At 71.3% G+C, this 15714-nt stretch carries 7 protein-coding genes and 1 pseudogene; 3 read left to right on the top strand and 5 right to left on the bottom strand.

The window, feature by feature from the left end; all coding sequences use genetic code 11:
* Positions 1-38 precede the first annotated feature (38 nt).
* The 3 genes from QFZ67_RS28410 to QFZ67_RS28400 all read left to right on the top strand — a co-directional run bounded on the left by QFZ67_RS28410 (position 39) and on the right by QFZ67_RS28400 (position 3760).
* Positions 39-833 (top strand): tyrosine-protein phosphatase, encoded by a 795-nt coding sequence (locus QFZ67_RS28410; RefSeq protein WP_307663893.1) that lies wholly within the window; start codon positions 39-41, stop codon positions 831-833.
* Positions 834-978: 145 nt separating this feature from the next.
* Positions 979-2940 (top strand): hypothetical protein, encoded by a 1962-nt coding sequence (locus QFZ67_RS28405; RefSeq protein ID WP_307663892.1) that lies wholly within the window; start codon positions 979-981, stop codon positions 2938-2940.
* A gap of 97 nt (positions 2941-3037) precedes the next feature.
* Positions 3038-3760 (top strand): TetR/AcrR family transcriptional regulator, encoded by a 723-nt coding sequence (locus QFZ67_RS28400; RefSeq protein ID WP_307663891.1) that lies wholly within the window; start codon positions 3038-3040, stop codon positions 3758-3760.
* Here the strand turns inward: QFZ67_RS28400 and QFZ67_RS28395 are convergent.
* The 5 genes and pseudogenes from QFZ67_RS28395 to QFZ67_RS28375 all read right to left on the bottom strand — a co-directional run bounded on the left by QFZ67_RS28395 (position 3745) and on the right by QFZ67_RS28375 (position 15627).
* The gene (locus QFZ67_RS28395) at positions 3745-5361 is read right to left on the bottom strand and encodes a fused response regulator/phosphatase (RefSeq protein ID WP_307663890.1); all 1617 of its coding nucleotides are present in this window, start codon (positions 5359-5361) and stop codon (positions 3745-3747) included. The two genes, QFZ67_RS28400 and QFZ67_RS28395, sit on opposite strands and share 16 nt — an antisense overlap.
* A 67-nt stretch (positions 5362-5428) precedes the next feature.
* Entirely contained in the window at positions 5429-10777 is a 5349-nt protein-coding gene (gene pulA / locus QFZ67_RS28390; RefSeq protein WP_307663889.1) for a pullulanase-type alpha-1,6-glucosidase, read from the bottom strand.
* A 384-nt stretch (positions 10778-11161) separates the two neighbouring features.
* A pseudogene (locus QFZ67_RS28385) lies at positions 11162-12550 on the bottom strand (alpha-amylase family protein); the annotation flags it as partial.
* Positions 12551-12898: 348 nt separating this feature from the next.
* Positions 12899-13969: a LacI family DNA-binding transcriptional regulator gene (locus QFZ67_RS28380; protein WP_307663888.1), complete on the bottom strand. Its 1071-nt coding sequence runs from the start codon at positions 13967-13969 to the stop codon at positions 12899-12901.
* On the bottom strand, positions 13954-15627 hold the full coding sequence (locus QFZ67_RS28375) for a glycoside hydrolase family 13 protein (RefSeq protein ID WP_307663887.1): 1674 nt from the start codon (positions 15625-15627) through the stop codon (positions 13954-13956). The genes QFZ67_RS28380 and QFZ67_RS28375 overlap by 16 nt, the downstream gene beginning before the upstream one ends.
* Positions 15628-15714 lie beyond the last annotated feature (87 nt).

Raw genomic sequence — 15714 nt, 5'->3', positions numbered from 1 at the left:
AGCAGATATCGATGTGCTGAGTCAGGGAGCCGCCCGCCATGACCGCGATCCCCGCCACCACCGTCGCCAACCTCCGCGACCTCGGCGGCACTCCCCTGCGCTGCGGCCGTTCCGTACGTTCCGGTCTGCTCTTCCGCTCCGGGTCGCTCGACCGGCTCGACCCCGCCGCCGATCCGGCCGTCGCCGCGCTCGGAATCCGTACGGTCGTCGACTTCCGCACCACGGCCGAGCGCCTCGCCCGCCCGGACCACATCCCGCCGGGCGGGCGGCTGCTGCTCGCCGATGTGCTCGCCGACCAGGTGGCGTCCGGCAAGATGCCGGCCGCCGCGCAGCTCAAGCGGGTGCTGGCCGATCCGGTGCTTGCCGAGGGAGAGTTGGGCGGCGGCCGGGCGCAGGCGCTGTTCGCCGACACCTACCGCGGCTTCGTCAGCACCGGCTCGGCGCGCGCCGCATACGGCGCCTTTCTCAATGAAGTCGCCGACCCCGAGTCCGGCCCGCTGCTCTTCCACTGCACGGCGGGAAAGGACCGCACCGGCTGGGCCGCGACGATCATCCTCACCCTGCTCGGCGCGGAGCCGGAGACCGTCGAGGCGGAGTATCTGGCCGTCAACCCGGCGGTACGGCAGGCCTACGCTCCGCTCGCCGAGGGATACATCGCGCAGGGCGGCGACCCCGAGACCGCCCTCGCGATCATCGGTGTGGTGCCCGAGTACCTGGCCGCGGCGCTGGACGAGGTCGATGCCCGCTACGGCACGATGGAGAAGTACGTATGCGAAGGGCTCGGCGTCCCCGCGGCTGCGATCGAGCGCATCCACGAGCGACTGGCCGGCTGAGCGCGGCACGGTCGACAGGGGCACGGTCGACGGCGGCACGGTCGGCGACGGCGCGGTCGAGACGGCGCGGTCGACGGCGGCACCGCCCGCTGCCCCGATCGGGGTGTGCCGGTGACCATAGGACCATTCGCTCGTTCTGCTGAACGTGCGCCCACAGGATGTCGTCACCACACCCGCCCCGTCGGCCCCCGCTCCCGCCCCCGGCCCTGTCTCGGTCGAGCAGGCCGAGGCGGCCCTAGTCGAGCACTATCCCCGGCTCGTGCGGATCGCGTATCTAGTACTGCCGCCGTCCCTCGGGCGCAACCGCCGTGTGCTGACCGCGCACGCCCTCGTGCAGCGCTCGCTCCCGCGCGGCCGCACTACTCCAGCGGGAGCCGCGGACGCCGCGATTCCGCCCTCCCGCCGCGCGCAGGGCGACGCCGACCCCGGGTACGCGTATGTACGGGGACGGGTGCTGCGCCAGGCCCTGGACGCCGGGCTTCCGCTGATGCGGGCGGCCTGGCCGAAGCGCGCCCAGCTGCCGCCGCTGCTGCCGCACGTCTGGGGCCTGCGGGTCTTCCCGCGCTCCGGCGGCGCCGATGAACTCGCCCTGGACCAGCGGCTCTCCGCGCTCTCCGGGCCCGCCAGGGCGGCGTATGTACTGCGCGGTCTGGAGGAGCTGCCCGACACCGATGTACGTCACGCCCTCACCGCCGCCGGGGTGGCGGACCCGCACGCGGCGCTCGCCGAGGCGGACCGGATGGACACGGCGGGGGATGTCGCGCTGCTCGAATCCCCGGAGTTCGACCCGTGTTCGCTGCAGGCCCGCCCCACCGATCTGATGCGCCGCCGCCAGCACGTCAAGGCTGCGCTGGTGGCGGCCGCGGCCCTCGCCGTGTGCGGCGCGCTGCTCGGGCTGCCGGGCGACGGCTGGGGTCCGGACGGTGCGGCCGCGCCGCCGTACGCACGTAATCCCGCCGCCGAATCCGCCCTGGATCCGGCCCGGTTGACGCGGGTCTCCCCCACGGCGTGGCAGCGCTTGTCCCGTACGGACTTCTCCGTCTGGCCGGCCCGCGGCGGTCTCACCGACGACCATGCCCTGCTGCGCCGCGCGCTCGCCGTCTGGGCCAGGCCCGGCAGCGCGGTCCAGGTCTCCGCGACCCCCGGCACACCGCCCGGCCCGCCGATGGGTCCGCCGCAGCTGCTGTACGCGGGCGAGGTCGACCAGGCGCGCGTGGTGCTTCTGCACGACGGGCTGCGCGTCGTGCGGTACGCCGAGCCGAAGTACGGCACCGGCGGCGTGGCGCTCGACTTCGCGCGTACGGACGGGGCCGACGCCGCCTCGGCGGGCGCGCTGGTGGCAGGCCGCACCGACGGCAATGTCCGCTATCTGACCGCGCCCTGGGTGCGGAAGGCCTCCGTACGGAACCTGCTCGACCCGGCTTCGGAGCCGCGGCCCCTGTCCCGCGGCGACGACGGGCTCACGGCCCCGCTGGCGAGCCCGGCGCAGGCGCGCGACTGCAAGGCCTGGGACGTGCTGGAGCTGCGCGACGACACTGCCGACCGGCTGCTGACCGACCTCGGTGAACTGACCCCCGCCCGGCTCACCTCGGGCCCGCCGTCCGCCCCGCGGGACGTCACCGGCAAGGCGGAGCGCGCTTTCTGGGCCCGCACGGCCTGTCTGCTGCCCGGGGTGCGGGCGCACGGTGTGCGCAGCGTCAACTCGTGGCAGTACGCGAAGCAGCCGCTGCCCGATTCGAACGGCACGGCTCACTGGCTGTGCACCCGCGCGGAGACCTGGCGGGGCACCGGGAGCCGGGTCATGGCCCAGTTCCAGGCCCCGGCCGCGCGGGCCGGCGCTCCCGCGGCGATCGCGGCGCGGGCCGAGGACTCGCCAGCCTGCGGGGTGCGGGATCCGAAGGTGCTGGCCGGCGTGCTCTGGAAGTCGCGGGCGGGACGGTGGTACGTACTCGCGGCGGGCAGCGGGCAGTTCACGTCACTCGCGACATCGGGCGGGGTCGACGGCAGCGCGAAGGGCAAGCTGCTGGCGGTACCCGCCCGGGAGGGCGCGCGGGCGGAGCTGAACGGCCGTCTGGCGGACGGCAGTCGCGTGGGCGCGCTGCACTGAACCGCTCCGTGACCCTCCCGAGTCCGCTCTCGGCCATCCGCTGCCGGGACGGGCGGCTGGTCCTGGACCTGTGAACGACGCCCGTTAGGGTGTTCGTATGACGACCGGGGTACGCCGCAGGATGGGCGTCGAGGAGCGCAGGCAGCAGCTGATCGGTGTAGCGCTGGAGCTGTTCAGCCACCGCTCCCCCGACGAGGTGTCGATCGACGAGATAGCGGCGGCCGCGGGCATCTCGCGGCCGCTCGTCTACCACTACTTTCCCGGCAAGCAGAGCCTGTACGAGGCGGCGCTGAGGCGGGCCGCCGACGAGCTGGCCGGGCGGTTCCAGGAGCCGCCGGAGGGTCCGCTCGGGGCGCGGCTGCTGCGGGTCATGGGCCGGTTCTTCGACTTCGTGGACGAGCACGGGCCGGGGTTCTCGGCGCTGATGCGGGGCGGTCCCGCCGTTGGATCATCGACGACGAACGCGATGATCGACGAGGTCAGGCAGGCAGCGTACGAGCAGATCCTGGCCCATCTGGGGATCGAGACGCCGCCTTCGCGGCTGGAGTTGGTCGTACGGTCCTGGGTGTCGCTCGCCGAGTCGACCGCGCTGATCTGGCTGGACGGGCGGCGGGTTCCGCGCGGCGAGCTGGAGTTGCAGCTGGTGCACGACTTCGCGGCGCTGTGCGCGGTGAGTGCGGCGTACGACGAGGAGATGGCGGGCATCCTGCTGCGCATCCTGGCGGACGAGCCGGCCGAAGGACCGTTCGGCGATCTGGTCGGCCGGCTCATGTCGCTGGCGCCCGCGCTGGCCAAGGTGCCGGCTCAGCGCTTGCGGTAGGACGGATCCAGACTCGTCAGCTGAAGGGCCAGCAGGGCAACGTCGTCCTCGCGGGTGCCGAAGCAGTCCAGCAGTGTGTCGCAGAGCGCCGAAACGCCCGGCGGTGCGTGCGCCGCTGTGTGGCGGAGACGTTCGAGGGAGACCGTGAGGTCTGTGCCGCGGGTCTCGATCAGGCCGTCGGTGACCATCAACAGCCGGTCCGATTCAGCCAGTTGGGCCTCGGACGGACAGGGACGGTCCAAACCCAGACCCAGTAGCGGGCCCGAGCTGCGGACGTAGGCCGCGCTGCCGTCGCCGGTCACGATCAGCGGGCGGATATGGCCGGCGTTCGCGATCCGGGTGCGGCCGGTGCGCGGGTCGATCAGGGCGAGGCAGACCGTGGCCGTTGCCTCCGGGTGGTAGCGCTGGAGCATCCGGTCGAGGCGGCGCAGCAGGGCGGCCGGGTCGCTCTCGTCGGTGGCGTACGCGCGCAGGGCGTGCCGCAGTTCGACCATGACTGTCGCCGCGTCCAGGGAGTGGCCGACGACGTCGCCGACGCCGACCAGCAGTCCGGCCGCCGTGGTCAGGGCGACATAGAAGTCGCCGCCGATCTCGGCGTTGCGGGAGGCGGGCACATAGCGCAGGGCGAGTTCCGCGCCGGGCAGGGTGGGCGGCTGCTGCGGCAGGAAGCTGTGTTGGAGGGTGAGCGCGACATGGCGTTCCTCGGCGGCGGTGCGCAGGGTCTGGGCGGTGAGGGCGGTGGCATGGGCGAGCCGGCCGAGCAGCGACGCGGTGTCCGGGCCGCAGGGTGTGTACGCGGGGTGCGCCAGGCAGACCGGCGGCTGGTCGGGGCGGTCGCCGGCGAGCAGCAGGGCCGCGCCGCCGGGGACTTCGGGCCGGAAGAACCCGGCCGGCCACAGCGGCGGGGGCGCGATCAGCGGATGTACGCCCGTACGGCCGGCCATGCACCGCCGCAGCAGCCCGGCCACGGCCGTCCGCGCTTCGGCGTCCGGCGGGCAGTCGTACCGCCGGGGGCTGCCCGCGTACAGCGTGTCCTCCGCGCCGAAGACGAAGGCCGCGGCCGGACCGCCGGTGAGCTGGGCGGTGGCGGCCGCGGCCAGATCGGCCAGTTCCTGCGGGCCGTGCGCACCGTGCAGTTCCGTGGTCGCGGCGGCGAGCCGGGTCAGCCGGTCGGCCTGCGCCTCGGCGTCATGGCGGGAGCGGGCCCCGCGCAGGGCGGCCCTGATGACCGCCTCGATCTCCTCCGGCTCGACGGGGATCGTCAGATACGCGTCCGCGCCCGCGTCGAGTCCGCGGCTGCGGTCGCGCGGGGAGATCGCCGCGGCGCTGAAGTGCACCACCGGCATCGCGGCGATCTCCGGATGGGCCTTGATCCGGCGGCACAGTTCGAAGCCGTTCATGTCGGGCAGGCCGATGTCGACCAGCGCGGCGTCCGGCAACGCACCCGACCTGAGTCTCGTGTCGAGCTCGATCAGTGCGTCGCCGGCGCACGCGGTGGTCACCACCCGGTGACCGGCCCGGCGCAGCACCGCGCCCATGGCGTAGCGATTGGCCTCGAGGTCGTCGACGACCAGCACCGTGGCGCCGCCGGCTCCGCTCATGTCCCAGCTTCCCCTCGGATCGGGGACACTCCGCTCCGTAGTCGGTCCACACGTTATCGCGCGATGGTCAGCCCCGGGTGAAGACCGCGACGGTGCGCGCCGGGACGGTGAAGCTGCCTGAACTCCCCTCGTACGACGATGCCTTGGTGGTAGTGTCCGCGCCCGCGGCCTGGACGGGGTGCAGGGCGTACGGCTTCCCGGCCAGTTCCGGGACCCGCTGGGTCTGCTGCTCGGGCGTCGCGTTGAAGACGACGATCAGGTCCCCGGCCCGCATGGTGATCACGCCCGGTGTCTCGTCCTTCCCGGAGAGCGGGAAGGAGACCGCGGACTGCACCTCGCCCGCCGTGCCCAGGCTGAAGGCCTGCTCAGTGGCGCGGATGGTGAGCAGATCACGGTAGGCGGCCGACGCGCCGTTGATCTGCGGACAGCCCACCGTGAGCGATGCGGCCGTCAACAGGGGCTTGGCGTAAGGCCACTTGGCCTTGTTGTCGGCCTCCGGCGGCAGCCCGCGGCCGAAGCCGTTGCCGTCCCGGCAGTCCCAGTGGACCGCGTTGAACCAGTCGCCGCTGTCGTACGAATTGCGGTCGAGCGATTTGGAGCGGAGCAGGTCCGTCCCGGCCTGGGAGAGCGCGGGGCCCTGGGAGAGCGTCGCGGTCGCCATCGCCAGCACCTGCATACGCGCGCGGTCGGCCGGGGACGTACCCCTTGGCAGCTTGAAGGCGAGAGCGTCGTAGAGGGGTTCGTTGTCGTGGGCGTCCGCGTAGGCGAGAGCGTCGCCGGGAGCGGCGGCGTACCCGGCCGGGGCGCCGTTGTAGTCGACCTCGGAGCCCTTGACGGTGCGCCCGGAGCTGTCGGTGAAGGAGTACGCGGCGAGGTTGCCCGTAAGACCGACCTTGATCAGGTCCTGATAGTGCAGGAGGCGGGCCTTCTGCTGGGCCTCGGTGCCGTTCGACGACGAGGAGTTGGGGTCGGTGTAGAGCCCAGAGGCGAAGCCCTGGATGCCCGGGTCCTCGTCGAAGGGGCCGCCGCCGCGCACCGCGTCACGAGCCCGGTCGGAGAAGGTCGCCACTCCTGTTTTGGCCATGTTCTTCTGGGTGGCCTGGACGAAGCGGGCGTCGTCCGCGATCTCCCCGAAGTTCCAGCCCTCCCCGTAGAGAATGATCTTCTTGCCGTCGACGCCGTCACGGGCGGGGGTCAGCTCGTCCAGGGCCGCGCGCACCGCGAGAATGTTGGCCTTCGGGTGGTGGCCCATCAGGTCGAAGCGGAAGCCGTCGACGTTGTACTCCCTGGCCCAGGTGACGATCGAGTCGACGACGAGCTTGCCCATCATGGCGTTCTCGGGCGCGGTGTTGGCGCAGCAGGTGGAGGTCGCGACGGTGCCGTCGGCGAGCAGCCGCTGGTAGTAGCCGGGCACGATCTTGTCGAGTACGGACTTCTCGGCCTGGCCGCTCGCCACGGTGTGGTTGTAGACGACGTCCATGACGGTACGCAGACCGCTGGAGTTCAGGGCCTGGACCATCTGCCGGAATTCGACCGTACGCCGGGTCCCTTCCGGGTCTGAGGCGTACGAACCCTCGGGGACGGTGTAGTGCAGCGGGTCGTAGCCCCAGTTGTACGCGTCCTTCGCGGCGGCCTTGGCGATACAGGCCTGCTGCTCGTCGGAGTCGGGGGCGTACACCTTCAAGTCGCAGGCGGGTGTGGCCTGGTCGGACTTCCTCTCCGGGATGGTGCCGATGTCGAAGGCCGGCAGGAGATGGACGTAGGAGGTGCCGGAGGCGGCGAGCGCGCGCAGATGCTTCATGCCCCGCGAGTCGCGGTCGGTGAAGGCGAGGTACTGGCCGGGGTGGTTCGATGTGCCGTCCGCGACGGAGAAGTCACGGATGTGCAGCTCCTGGATCTGCGCGTCGCGCAGCGCCAAGGCCGTGGGCTTCTTGGTCGAGGCCCAGCCCGCGGGTGCGAGCTTGGGGTCGGCGAGGTCGACGACCAGGCTGCGGGCGGAGTCGGTGGTCAGGGCGGTGGAGTACGGGTCGGTGACCTTGTTGGTGACGACCTTCTGCACGGTGGGTGCCCAGACCCTCACCGTGTAGCGGTACGGCTTCTGGGCCCAGCTCTTCGGCCCGGTGACCGACCAGACGCCGCTCGCGCCGTCCCGCCGCATCGCGACCGTCTTCCCGTCGAGATCGAGGGAGACGGACTGAGCGGTGGGGGCCCAGAGGGATAGCGTGGGGCGGTCGCGGTTGTCGAAGACGGGCCCGAGCTCCGCTCCGGTCGCGTCGTACAGGTCGTCGAGTACACCCGGGATCTGTACGCCGGTGGCGGCGAGCAGCGCGCCTCCCCCAGAGCCTCCGGCCTGGGAGGTGCCCCCAGCCGCCCGCTGGGTCGCGATCAGCTGGCCGCGCAGGGACTCACGGACCCTGTCCCGGTCGCGGGGGTCGACGGTGAAGGCCGGGTAGTCCTTCAGATGGGGGTACTTGGCCTTCTGCGCGTCGCTGAGTGGGGACGGCGTGAGCCGCAGCCAGCGGCCCTCGTCCGACAGCGCCCCGTCGACGACGGAGATGCCGCCGTCCTTCGCGTACACCAGCTGCTGGCTGGTGGCAGCGGTGGCCTTCACCTTCCAGACGACGGTGTCCCGGTCGATCCACTGGGCCTCCGCCTTGGCCAGGTCGAGGGAGGGCGCGCCGCCGGTCTGCGGCAGCAGATACTTCGGCTGCCCGGCCAGCAGCCAGACCTCGTGTCCGTACGTCGCGAGGTCCAGTGACTGGTCGGTCGGCAGGTCCTTCTGGTCGCCCTTGTGGACGATGTAGCTGAGCGAGGTCGCGCCCGCGGCGAGCGGCACCTCGAAGGTCACTCCGTAAGCGTCCTTGCGCACCGGCTGGAGCGGCTTGGACCAGTCGGTGGGCGATGCGGCGCCCGTCCAGGTGTGCAGACCCCAGCCGTCGTAGTCGCCGTCGGCACGGTGGTAGTGGAGGACGGCCCTGGTCTTGTCCTGCGGCGGGTAGGCGCCGTCGGGCGCGCGGTCCGCCTGGCCGTCCTTGCCCTGCTCGATCCACACCTCGCCGGTGCGGGCGAGGTCGACGGTGCGCTGCGGACCGTCCGCGGTGCCGTTCTTCTCGACGGTGTACGGGACGGTCGCGGCGCCCTCGGGGAGCTTGACCCAGGCGAAGGCGCCGTAGGCGTCCCGCCCGGTGAAGGAAGCCGCGGTGTCACCGGACTCGAGCCGCCAGCCGTCGTAGTCGCCGCCGGTCCGCTTGTAGTGGACGACGGCGTAGTCGCGCTCGACGGCCACCGGCTTCTCGGGCGGCGGCGCCTGACCGGTGGTTGTCGAGGCGAGAGCGCTCGCGGTACGTCCCGCGCTGTCCATAGCAACAGCCTTGTAGCGCAGGGGCGTTCCGGCCTTCACCTTCTGGTCGATGTACTGCGTGACCTTGTACGGGGCGTGGTCGGCCGAGCCGAGGGTGCGCCACTTGCCGTTGCCGCTCTGGGCGGCGAAGACGACGCGGTTCAGCTGTCCGCCGGTGACGTCCGCCGTGATCTCGACGGTGCCGGTGGCCCCGGCGGCCGGGGCCTTGAGGGTCACGGTCGGCCTGGCGGCGGGCTCGGCCAGGGGCTTCGCGGCACGGAGCACCACCGACGACAGGGCGGGCACGGTGACCGTGATCTTGCCTTCGGTGGCGCGGACGGTGCCCGAACCGCCGTACAGGACACGGAAGTCCACGGCGTCCACCGGCAGGGTCACCGTCTTGGGCGCGGTCCCGTTGTTGGCGGCGACGAGATACTCGACGGGCCCGGTGCGCGCCTTTGCGTCCGTACGGGAGAAGGCGTACACCGAGTCCTTGGCGTACCGCTCCTGCTGGACGCCGTTCCGCAGCGCCGGGTGGTCCTTGGTGAGCTTCGACAGCGCGGCGATCGACCGGTAGACGGGGTGCGCCGGGTCGTACGCGTCAGAGGCGTGGGTGCGGTCCGCGCCCAGCTGGTCGTCGTCCAGATAGTCGGCGGTCTTCGAGGCGAAGAGGCTCTGGCGGGCGTCCTTGTCGCCGCCCGCGCCGGTGAAGCCCTGCTCGTCGCCGTAGTAGATCACCGGGTTGCCGCGGCCCAGGAACATCAGCTCGTTGGCGAGCCGTGCGCGCTTCAGCAGCTCGGTGTCGTCGGCCTTCGGGTTGTCCTGCTTGAGGAAGGTGCCGATGCGGCCCATGTCGTGGTTGCCGAGGAAGGTCACCTGCTCATAGGCGTTGGCCTTGTCGGTGGTGTAGCGGTAGTCGTTGCCGAAGACGGCGGCGAGCTTGTCGGCGGGCGCACCCTGCGAGGCGTAGGCGCGGGCGGCGTCCTGGAAGGGGAAGTCGAGCGTGGCGTCCAGCCGGCCGCGGGTCACATAGGGCGAGGTGATCGCCGTGTCCGCGGCGAAGACCTCGCCGAACATGAAGAAGTCGTCCCGGCCGCGCTCGGCCGCGTACGCGTCCAGCGCGGTCGCCCACTGGGTCCAGAAGTCCATGTCGACATGTTTGACGGTGTCGATGCGGAAGCCGTCGATGTCGAAGTCCTGGACCCACTTCTCGTAGATCTGGCGCATACCCTTCACGACCTCGGGACGCTCGGTCCACAGGTCGTCGAGGCCGGAGAAGTCGCCGTACTCGGAGCTCTCGCCTGCGAAGGTGGAGTCGCCGCGGTTGTGGTACATCGTCGGGTCGTTGAGCCAGGCGGGGACCTTCTGGCCGCCGGCCGTCGGGGTGTACGGGAAGGAGTCCGCGTCGACCTTCTTGATGCCGTCGCGGTCGTCGAAGGGACGGCCGTCCTTGTCGAGATAGGGATAGGCGCCCTTGGGCCGGTATCCGTACGCCTTCTCGGCGTAGTCGACGGTGTCGGCCGTGTGGTTGGTGATGACGTCGAAGAAGACCTTCATGCCCTTGCCGTGGGCCTTGTCGATCAGCTTCGCCAGGTCGGCGTTGGTGCCGAAGTGGGGGTCGACCTGGGTGAAGTCGGTGATCCAGTACCCGTGGTAGGCGGCGGACGCGTCCTTGCCGGTGCCCTGGACGGGCCGGTTCTTGAAGATGGGCGCCATCCAGATGGCGGTGGTGCCGAGGCCCTTGATGTAGTCCAGCTTCTGGGTGAGGCCCTTGAGGTCGCCGCCCTGGTAGAAGCCCTTGTCGGCGGGGTCGTATCCGGTCTCGAGGCGCGAACCGGTGAGACCTCCGCGGTCGTTGGAGGTGTCGCCGTTGGCGAACCGGTCGGGCAGGACGAAGTAGAACTGCTCCCGCGTCAGATCGTGCCGCGCGGGCGTGGCTGCGAGCGCGCGGTCGGAGGGCGGGGAGGGGGGTCTGGGCGTGCCGGCGGCCGGCCCGGCGGATATGAGCGCCACGAGGAGGGCGGCGGCGGTGCCTATGGCGGTGCCGGCCGCGCTGACGCGGGGGGTGGTGGTCACCGGTTGGTTCTCCTTGGGTGGGGCGGAGGTGTTGGTGTCGAGGGGCGGGGTGCGAGTGCGGAGCCGCTGCGCGGGGCGTTCCCCCACCCCGCCCCTTCCCGTAACTGGGGGCTAGCCCCCAGACCCCCGTATGCGACCTTCGGCCGCATGTCCTCAATCGCCGGACGGGCTGAAAATTCAGCCCCTCCGGCGATTGAGGAGCGGGGCGCGGGGCGGAGCCCCGGAAATCAGCCTCGCCGGCGATTGAGGCGCGGGGTTCGGGGCGGAGCCCCAGGTCAGGGCCGAATATTCAGCCCCGCCGGCGATTGAGGCGCGGGGTTCGGGGCGGAGCCCCGACAAGGGCCCGGGCTGGCGGAGCCCGGGTTCGAAGTCAGGCCGCGGCTAACTCGACCCGCAGCCAAGCGCGTTCACATGCAGCGCCACCGCCGTGTTCGCGCCGAGTGTCGTCGTGAACTGGCCCGAGCCGTTCACCTTCACGCCCCTGCCCGACTGCACGTCGCAGTAGTCGCCCGCCGACAGCGACGTCTGAAAGGTGCGGGTCAGCGACGAAGCCTCGTGGTTGATCGCGACGTACGCCTTCGAGCCCCGCCCGAAGGCGATCTGGTCGCCGCCGTTGTCCCACCAGTTCACGACGCCCTGACCGCGCGCCGTGTTCCGGAAGGCCACCATGGACGCGATCTCGCGCCAGGCGTGCTGGCACTTCCAGCCGTCGGTGTAACAGGCGTTCACGGTGCCACCGTTCGGCGGTCCGGCGTCCTTGTCGGTCCACTCGTAGCCGGAGTGGACGTCCGGCGACCCGTACGGCCACGCCAGCATGAAGACATTCGCCAGCGTGTAGTTCGCGCCGTCCTTGTAGTTGAGGGTGTCCCCGCCGCGCTCGGTGTCGTGGTTGTCGACGAAGACCGCCGACTTCCCCGACTCCATGTACCCCCAGCCCTCGCCGTAGTTCTTCAGATACGCGAGGTTCTCGTTGTTGAAGACCCGCTTGAGGTCACGGGCGTACCGGAACTCCTGAACATCCCCCGACCCCAGGTACTCGCTCGGCGAGACCGCCTCACCCGCCCCGTAGATCGCCTCCAGCTTCCAGTAGACGCCGGGGTTCGACAGACGTGACTTGATGTTGGCGAGGTCGGCGGCCGGCATGTGCTTGGCCGCGTCGATGCGGAAGCCGTCGACGCCGAGCGAGAGAAGGTCGTTCAGATAGGCCGCGATGCGTCCGCGTACGTAGTCCTCACCGGTGTCCAGGTCCGCGAGCTGGACCAGCTCGCAGTTCTGGACGTTCGCCCGGTCCTGGTAGTTGGTGATCTGCGACCGGCAGTCGTCCATGTCGGCGCCGGAGTAGATCCCCGGGTAGCCGTACTTCGTATACGACGAGCCTCCGGTGCCGGTCCCGTCCGCCGAGGCCATGTGGTTGATCACCGAGTCGGCGACGACCTTGACGCCCGCCGCGTGACAGGCGCTCACCATGCTGCTGAACGCGGCGCGGTCGCCGAGCCGTCCGGCGATCTTGTAGCTGACGGGCTGGTACGAGGTCCACCACTGGCTGCCCTGGACGTGCTCCTGGGGCGGGGAGACCTGGACATAGCCGTAACCGGCCGGGCCCAGGGTGTCGGTGCACGCCTTGGCGACCGACGCGAACTTCCACTCGAAAAGGACTGCCGTGACGTCCTTGTCCCCCGGCGGGGCCGCCTGCGCGGGGCCCACCGGTGCAATCACACTCACCGCCGCGCCCGCCACAAGGGCGAGCGCCGCGGCAAGAGATCTGCCGGCCATGTTTCCTCCTGCATGGGGGGAGGTGCGGGTGACGGTGCAGCCTTGTCCGGCAACGCGCCGTGCCCGTAAGGCCTTTGATGGTTCCGGTGATGCCTGCTGCGCCACTTGACGTTTCTTGCTGCAAGAACGCAGAAAGTTATTGCGGTCGCGACCGTACGAGCCTCCCCACCCAGGGTCAACCCTTTGGACACACTCTCGTCGCGCCGCAGAAATCTTGCCGTTTCCCAACTGCAAGACCTTTCGCAAGTCTTGCAGTGGTGTTACGTTCAACCATGACTCCGGGCCGGTCGGCCGGGGGCCCGGCAGGTCCGGGCCCCACGCGCCCGGCCGGCCGGTCCGGTCACGCGCCTACCGGCGTGCCTGCGCGGTGGTGCCCCGGACCACGAGCTCGGGCTGGAACACATATTCCGTGCTCTGTACGGGACTTCCCTGCAACTCCTCCAGCAGCGCGCCGACCGCCGCGGCCGCCATCGCCTTCACCGGCTGGCGCAGCGTGGTCAGCGGCGGATCCGTGAACGCCACCAGCTGCGAGTCGTCGAACCCGACCACCGAGAGGTCGTACGGCACATCGAGGCCGCGCTCCCGGGCCGCCCGGATGACGCCGAGAGCCATCATGTCGCTGCCGCAGACGATGGCGGTGCACCCCTTGTCCAGCAGCGCACCGGCCGCCGCGTGGCCACCCTCGACGCTGAACAGCGAGCGCTGGACCAACTGTTCGGCCGCCGCGGCGGTGTAGCCCAGGATGGAGCGGAGACCGTCGGTGAAGCCCTCGGCCTTGCGGTGGGCCGGCACATAGCGGAGGGGGCCGATCGCGAGGCCGATCCGCTCGTGCCCCAGCTCGGCCAGATGGTGCACGGCCGTGCGCATCGCCGCCCGGTCGTCGCAGGAGACACACGGCGCGCTGACGCGCTCGCTGTAGCCGTTGATGAGGACGAACGGGACTCCCCGGTCCACGAGTTCGGCGTACCGTGCGTGATCGGCCGAGGTGTCGGAGTGCTGCCCGGACAGGAACACGATGCCGTTGACACCGCTCTCCTGGAGCTGTTCGACCAGCTCCTCCTCGGTTGCGCCGCCCGGCAGCTGGGTGCAGAGCACCGGGGTGTAGCCGTGCCCGGCCAGGACCTGCTCGACGGCCTGGGCGAAGGCGGGGAAGATCGGGTTGGTGAGCTCGGGGGTCAGCAGGCCGATGAGGCCCGCGCTGCGCTGCCGCAGCCGCACCGGCCTCTCGTATCCGAGCACGTCGAGCGCCGCGAGCACCCGCTGACGGGTGCCGCTCGCCACCCCCGGTTTGCCGTTCATGACCCGGCTGGCGGTCGCCTCACTGACAGACGCCTGGGCCGCGATGTCCGCGAGCCGCGGGGCGGCGCCGGACTGGACGGCGCCGACCCGCGACGGGGAGATCGTCACACCGTCCACCACACAGCGCTGTCCGCGGGCAGTTCGGTCTCGCCGTCGGCCGGCTCCGCGGCACCGCTGGCCAGCAGGACACGGCCCGGTGCCGGTATCCGTACGGCCGCGCCCGTCGTGTTGACCGTGCAGACGAAGCCGCCCGGGCGCCGCAGGGCGAGCACGCCCTCGGGGGCGTCCAGCCACTCGACCGCGTCGCCCGCGCCCAGCGCGGGGTGCTCACGGCGGGCCGCGAGGGCGCTGCGGTACAGCTCCAGTGTCGAGTCCGGGTCGCCGGTCTGCGCCTCGACGCTGAGCCCGGCCCAGCTCTCCGGCTGGGGCAGCCAGCTGCCGCCCGCGCCGAAGCCGTACGAACTTCCCTCGGCGGTCCACGGGATCGGCACCCGGCAGCCGTCGCGGAAGCCGTCCTGGCCCTCGGTGCGGCCGAACGCCGGGTCCTGGCGGACCTCGTCGGGCAGGTCGGTGACGTCGGGGAGTCCGAGCTCCTCGCCCTGGTAGAGGTAGGCGGAGCCGGGCAGCGCCAGCATCAGCAGGGTGGCGGCGCGGGCCCGTCGCAGACCCAGTTCACGGTCGCCGGCCTCGCGGATCTGGGTTCCGGCCGCCGGGCCCGCGAAGCGGGTGGCGTGCCGGGTCACATCGTGGTTGGAGAGCACCCAGGTGGCCGGGGCGCCGACGGGCCGCATGGCGTCAAGCGACGTATCGATGACCCGGCGCAGCTCGGCCGCGTCCCAGTGGGTGCCCAGGTACTGGAAGTTGAAGGCCTGGTGCAGCTCGTCGGGGCGCACGTAGTTGGCGGTGCGCTCGACGGTGGGGGTCCATGCCTCGGCCACCGCGATGCGGTCGCCGGGGTACTCGTCCAGGATCGTGCGCCAGGCGCGGTAGATCTCGTGGACACCGTCCTGGTCGAAGAACGGCGTGCCATCGTTACCGCTGCCCAGCAGTTTGAGCTGGTCGCCGGAGCCCAGGTCGGGCAGACCCGCCGCCTTGACCAGGCCGTGGGCGACGTCGATGCGGAAGCCGTCGACGCCCATGTCGAGCCAGAAGCGCAGGATCGAGCGGAACTCGTCGGCGACGGCCGGGTGTTCCCAGTTGAAGTCGGGCTGCTCGGGGGCGAAGAGATGCAGGTACCAGTCGCCCAGGGTGCCGTCCGGGTTCCGCGTACGGGTCCAGGCCGGGCCGCCGAAGATGGACTCCCAGTCGTTGGGCGGCAGTTCACCGTCGGCGCCCTTGCCGGGACGGAAGTGGTAGCGGTCGCGCAGCGGGGATCCCGGGCCCTCCTTCAGCGCGCGCTTGAACCATTCGTGGGCGTCGGAGGAGTGGTTGGGCACCAGGTCGACGATGATGCGCAGCCCGAGGTCGTGCGCGTCCCGGATCAGTGCGTCGGCGTCCAGGAGCGTGCCGAACATCGGGTCGATGGCCCGGTAGTCGGCGACGTCGTAGCCGGCGTCGGCCTGCGGCGATGCGTAGAAGGGGCTCAGCCACACGGCGTCGACGCCGAGTTCCTTGAGGTACGGCAGTCGGCTGCGGATGCCCGGAAGGTCGCCCATGCCGTCGCCGTTCCCGTCGGCGAAGCTGCGGGGGTACACCTGGTAGATGACGGCGTCTCTCCACCAGTCCGCGCAATCCGCGGGCAGGTCGGCGTGATGGGCGTCAGCCAGGTACTGGGTCATTCTCGATCCCTCTGAGGCTCGGTGCAGCGATTCGGGCGAAACATCAGGCAGCAGGGGCACCCGGCCGGTCAGGCGGCCGGGTGCCCC

The sequence above is a fragment of the Streptomyces sp. V1I1 genome, assembly GCF_030817355.1.
GTDB lineage: Bacteria > Actinomycetota > Actinomycetes > Streptomycetales > Streptomycetaceae > Streptomyces.
The sequence above is the reverse complement of the archived record's forward strand: the minus strand, read 5'-3'. Positions and strand labels throughout refer to the sequence as shown.

What these genes read in the sequence shown, in the direction of transcription:
- QFZ67_RS28410 (WP_307663893.1), top strand. Translation starts at nt 39, where the DNA reads ATGACCGCGATCCCCGCCACCACCGTCGCCAACCTCCGCGACCTCGGC.
- QFZ67_RS28400 (WP_307663891.1), top strand. Translation starts at nt 3,038, where the DNA reads ATGACGACCGGGGTACGCCGCAGGATGGGCGTCGAGGAGCGCAGGCAG.
- QFZ67_RS28395 (WP_307663890.1), bottom strand. Translation starts at nt 5,361, where the DNA reads ATGAGCGGAGCCGGCGGCGCCACGGTGCTGGTCGTCGACGACCTCGAG.
- QFZ67_RS28375 (WP_307663887.1), bottom strand. Translation starts at nt 15,627, where the DNA reads ATGACCCAGTACCTGGCTGACGCCCATCACGCCGACCTGCCCGCGGAT.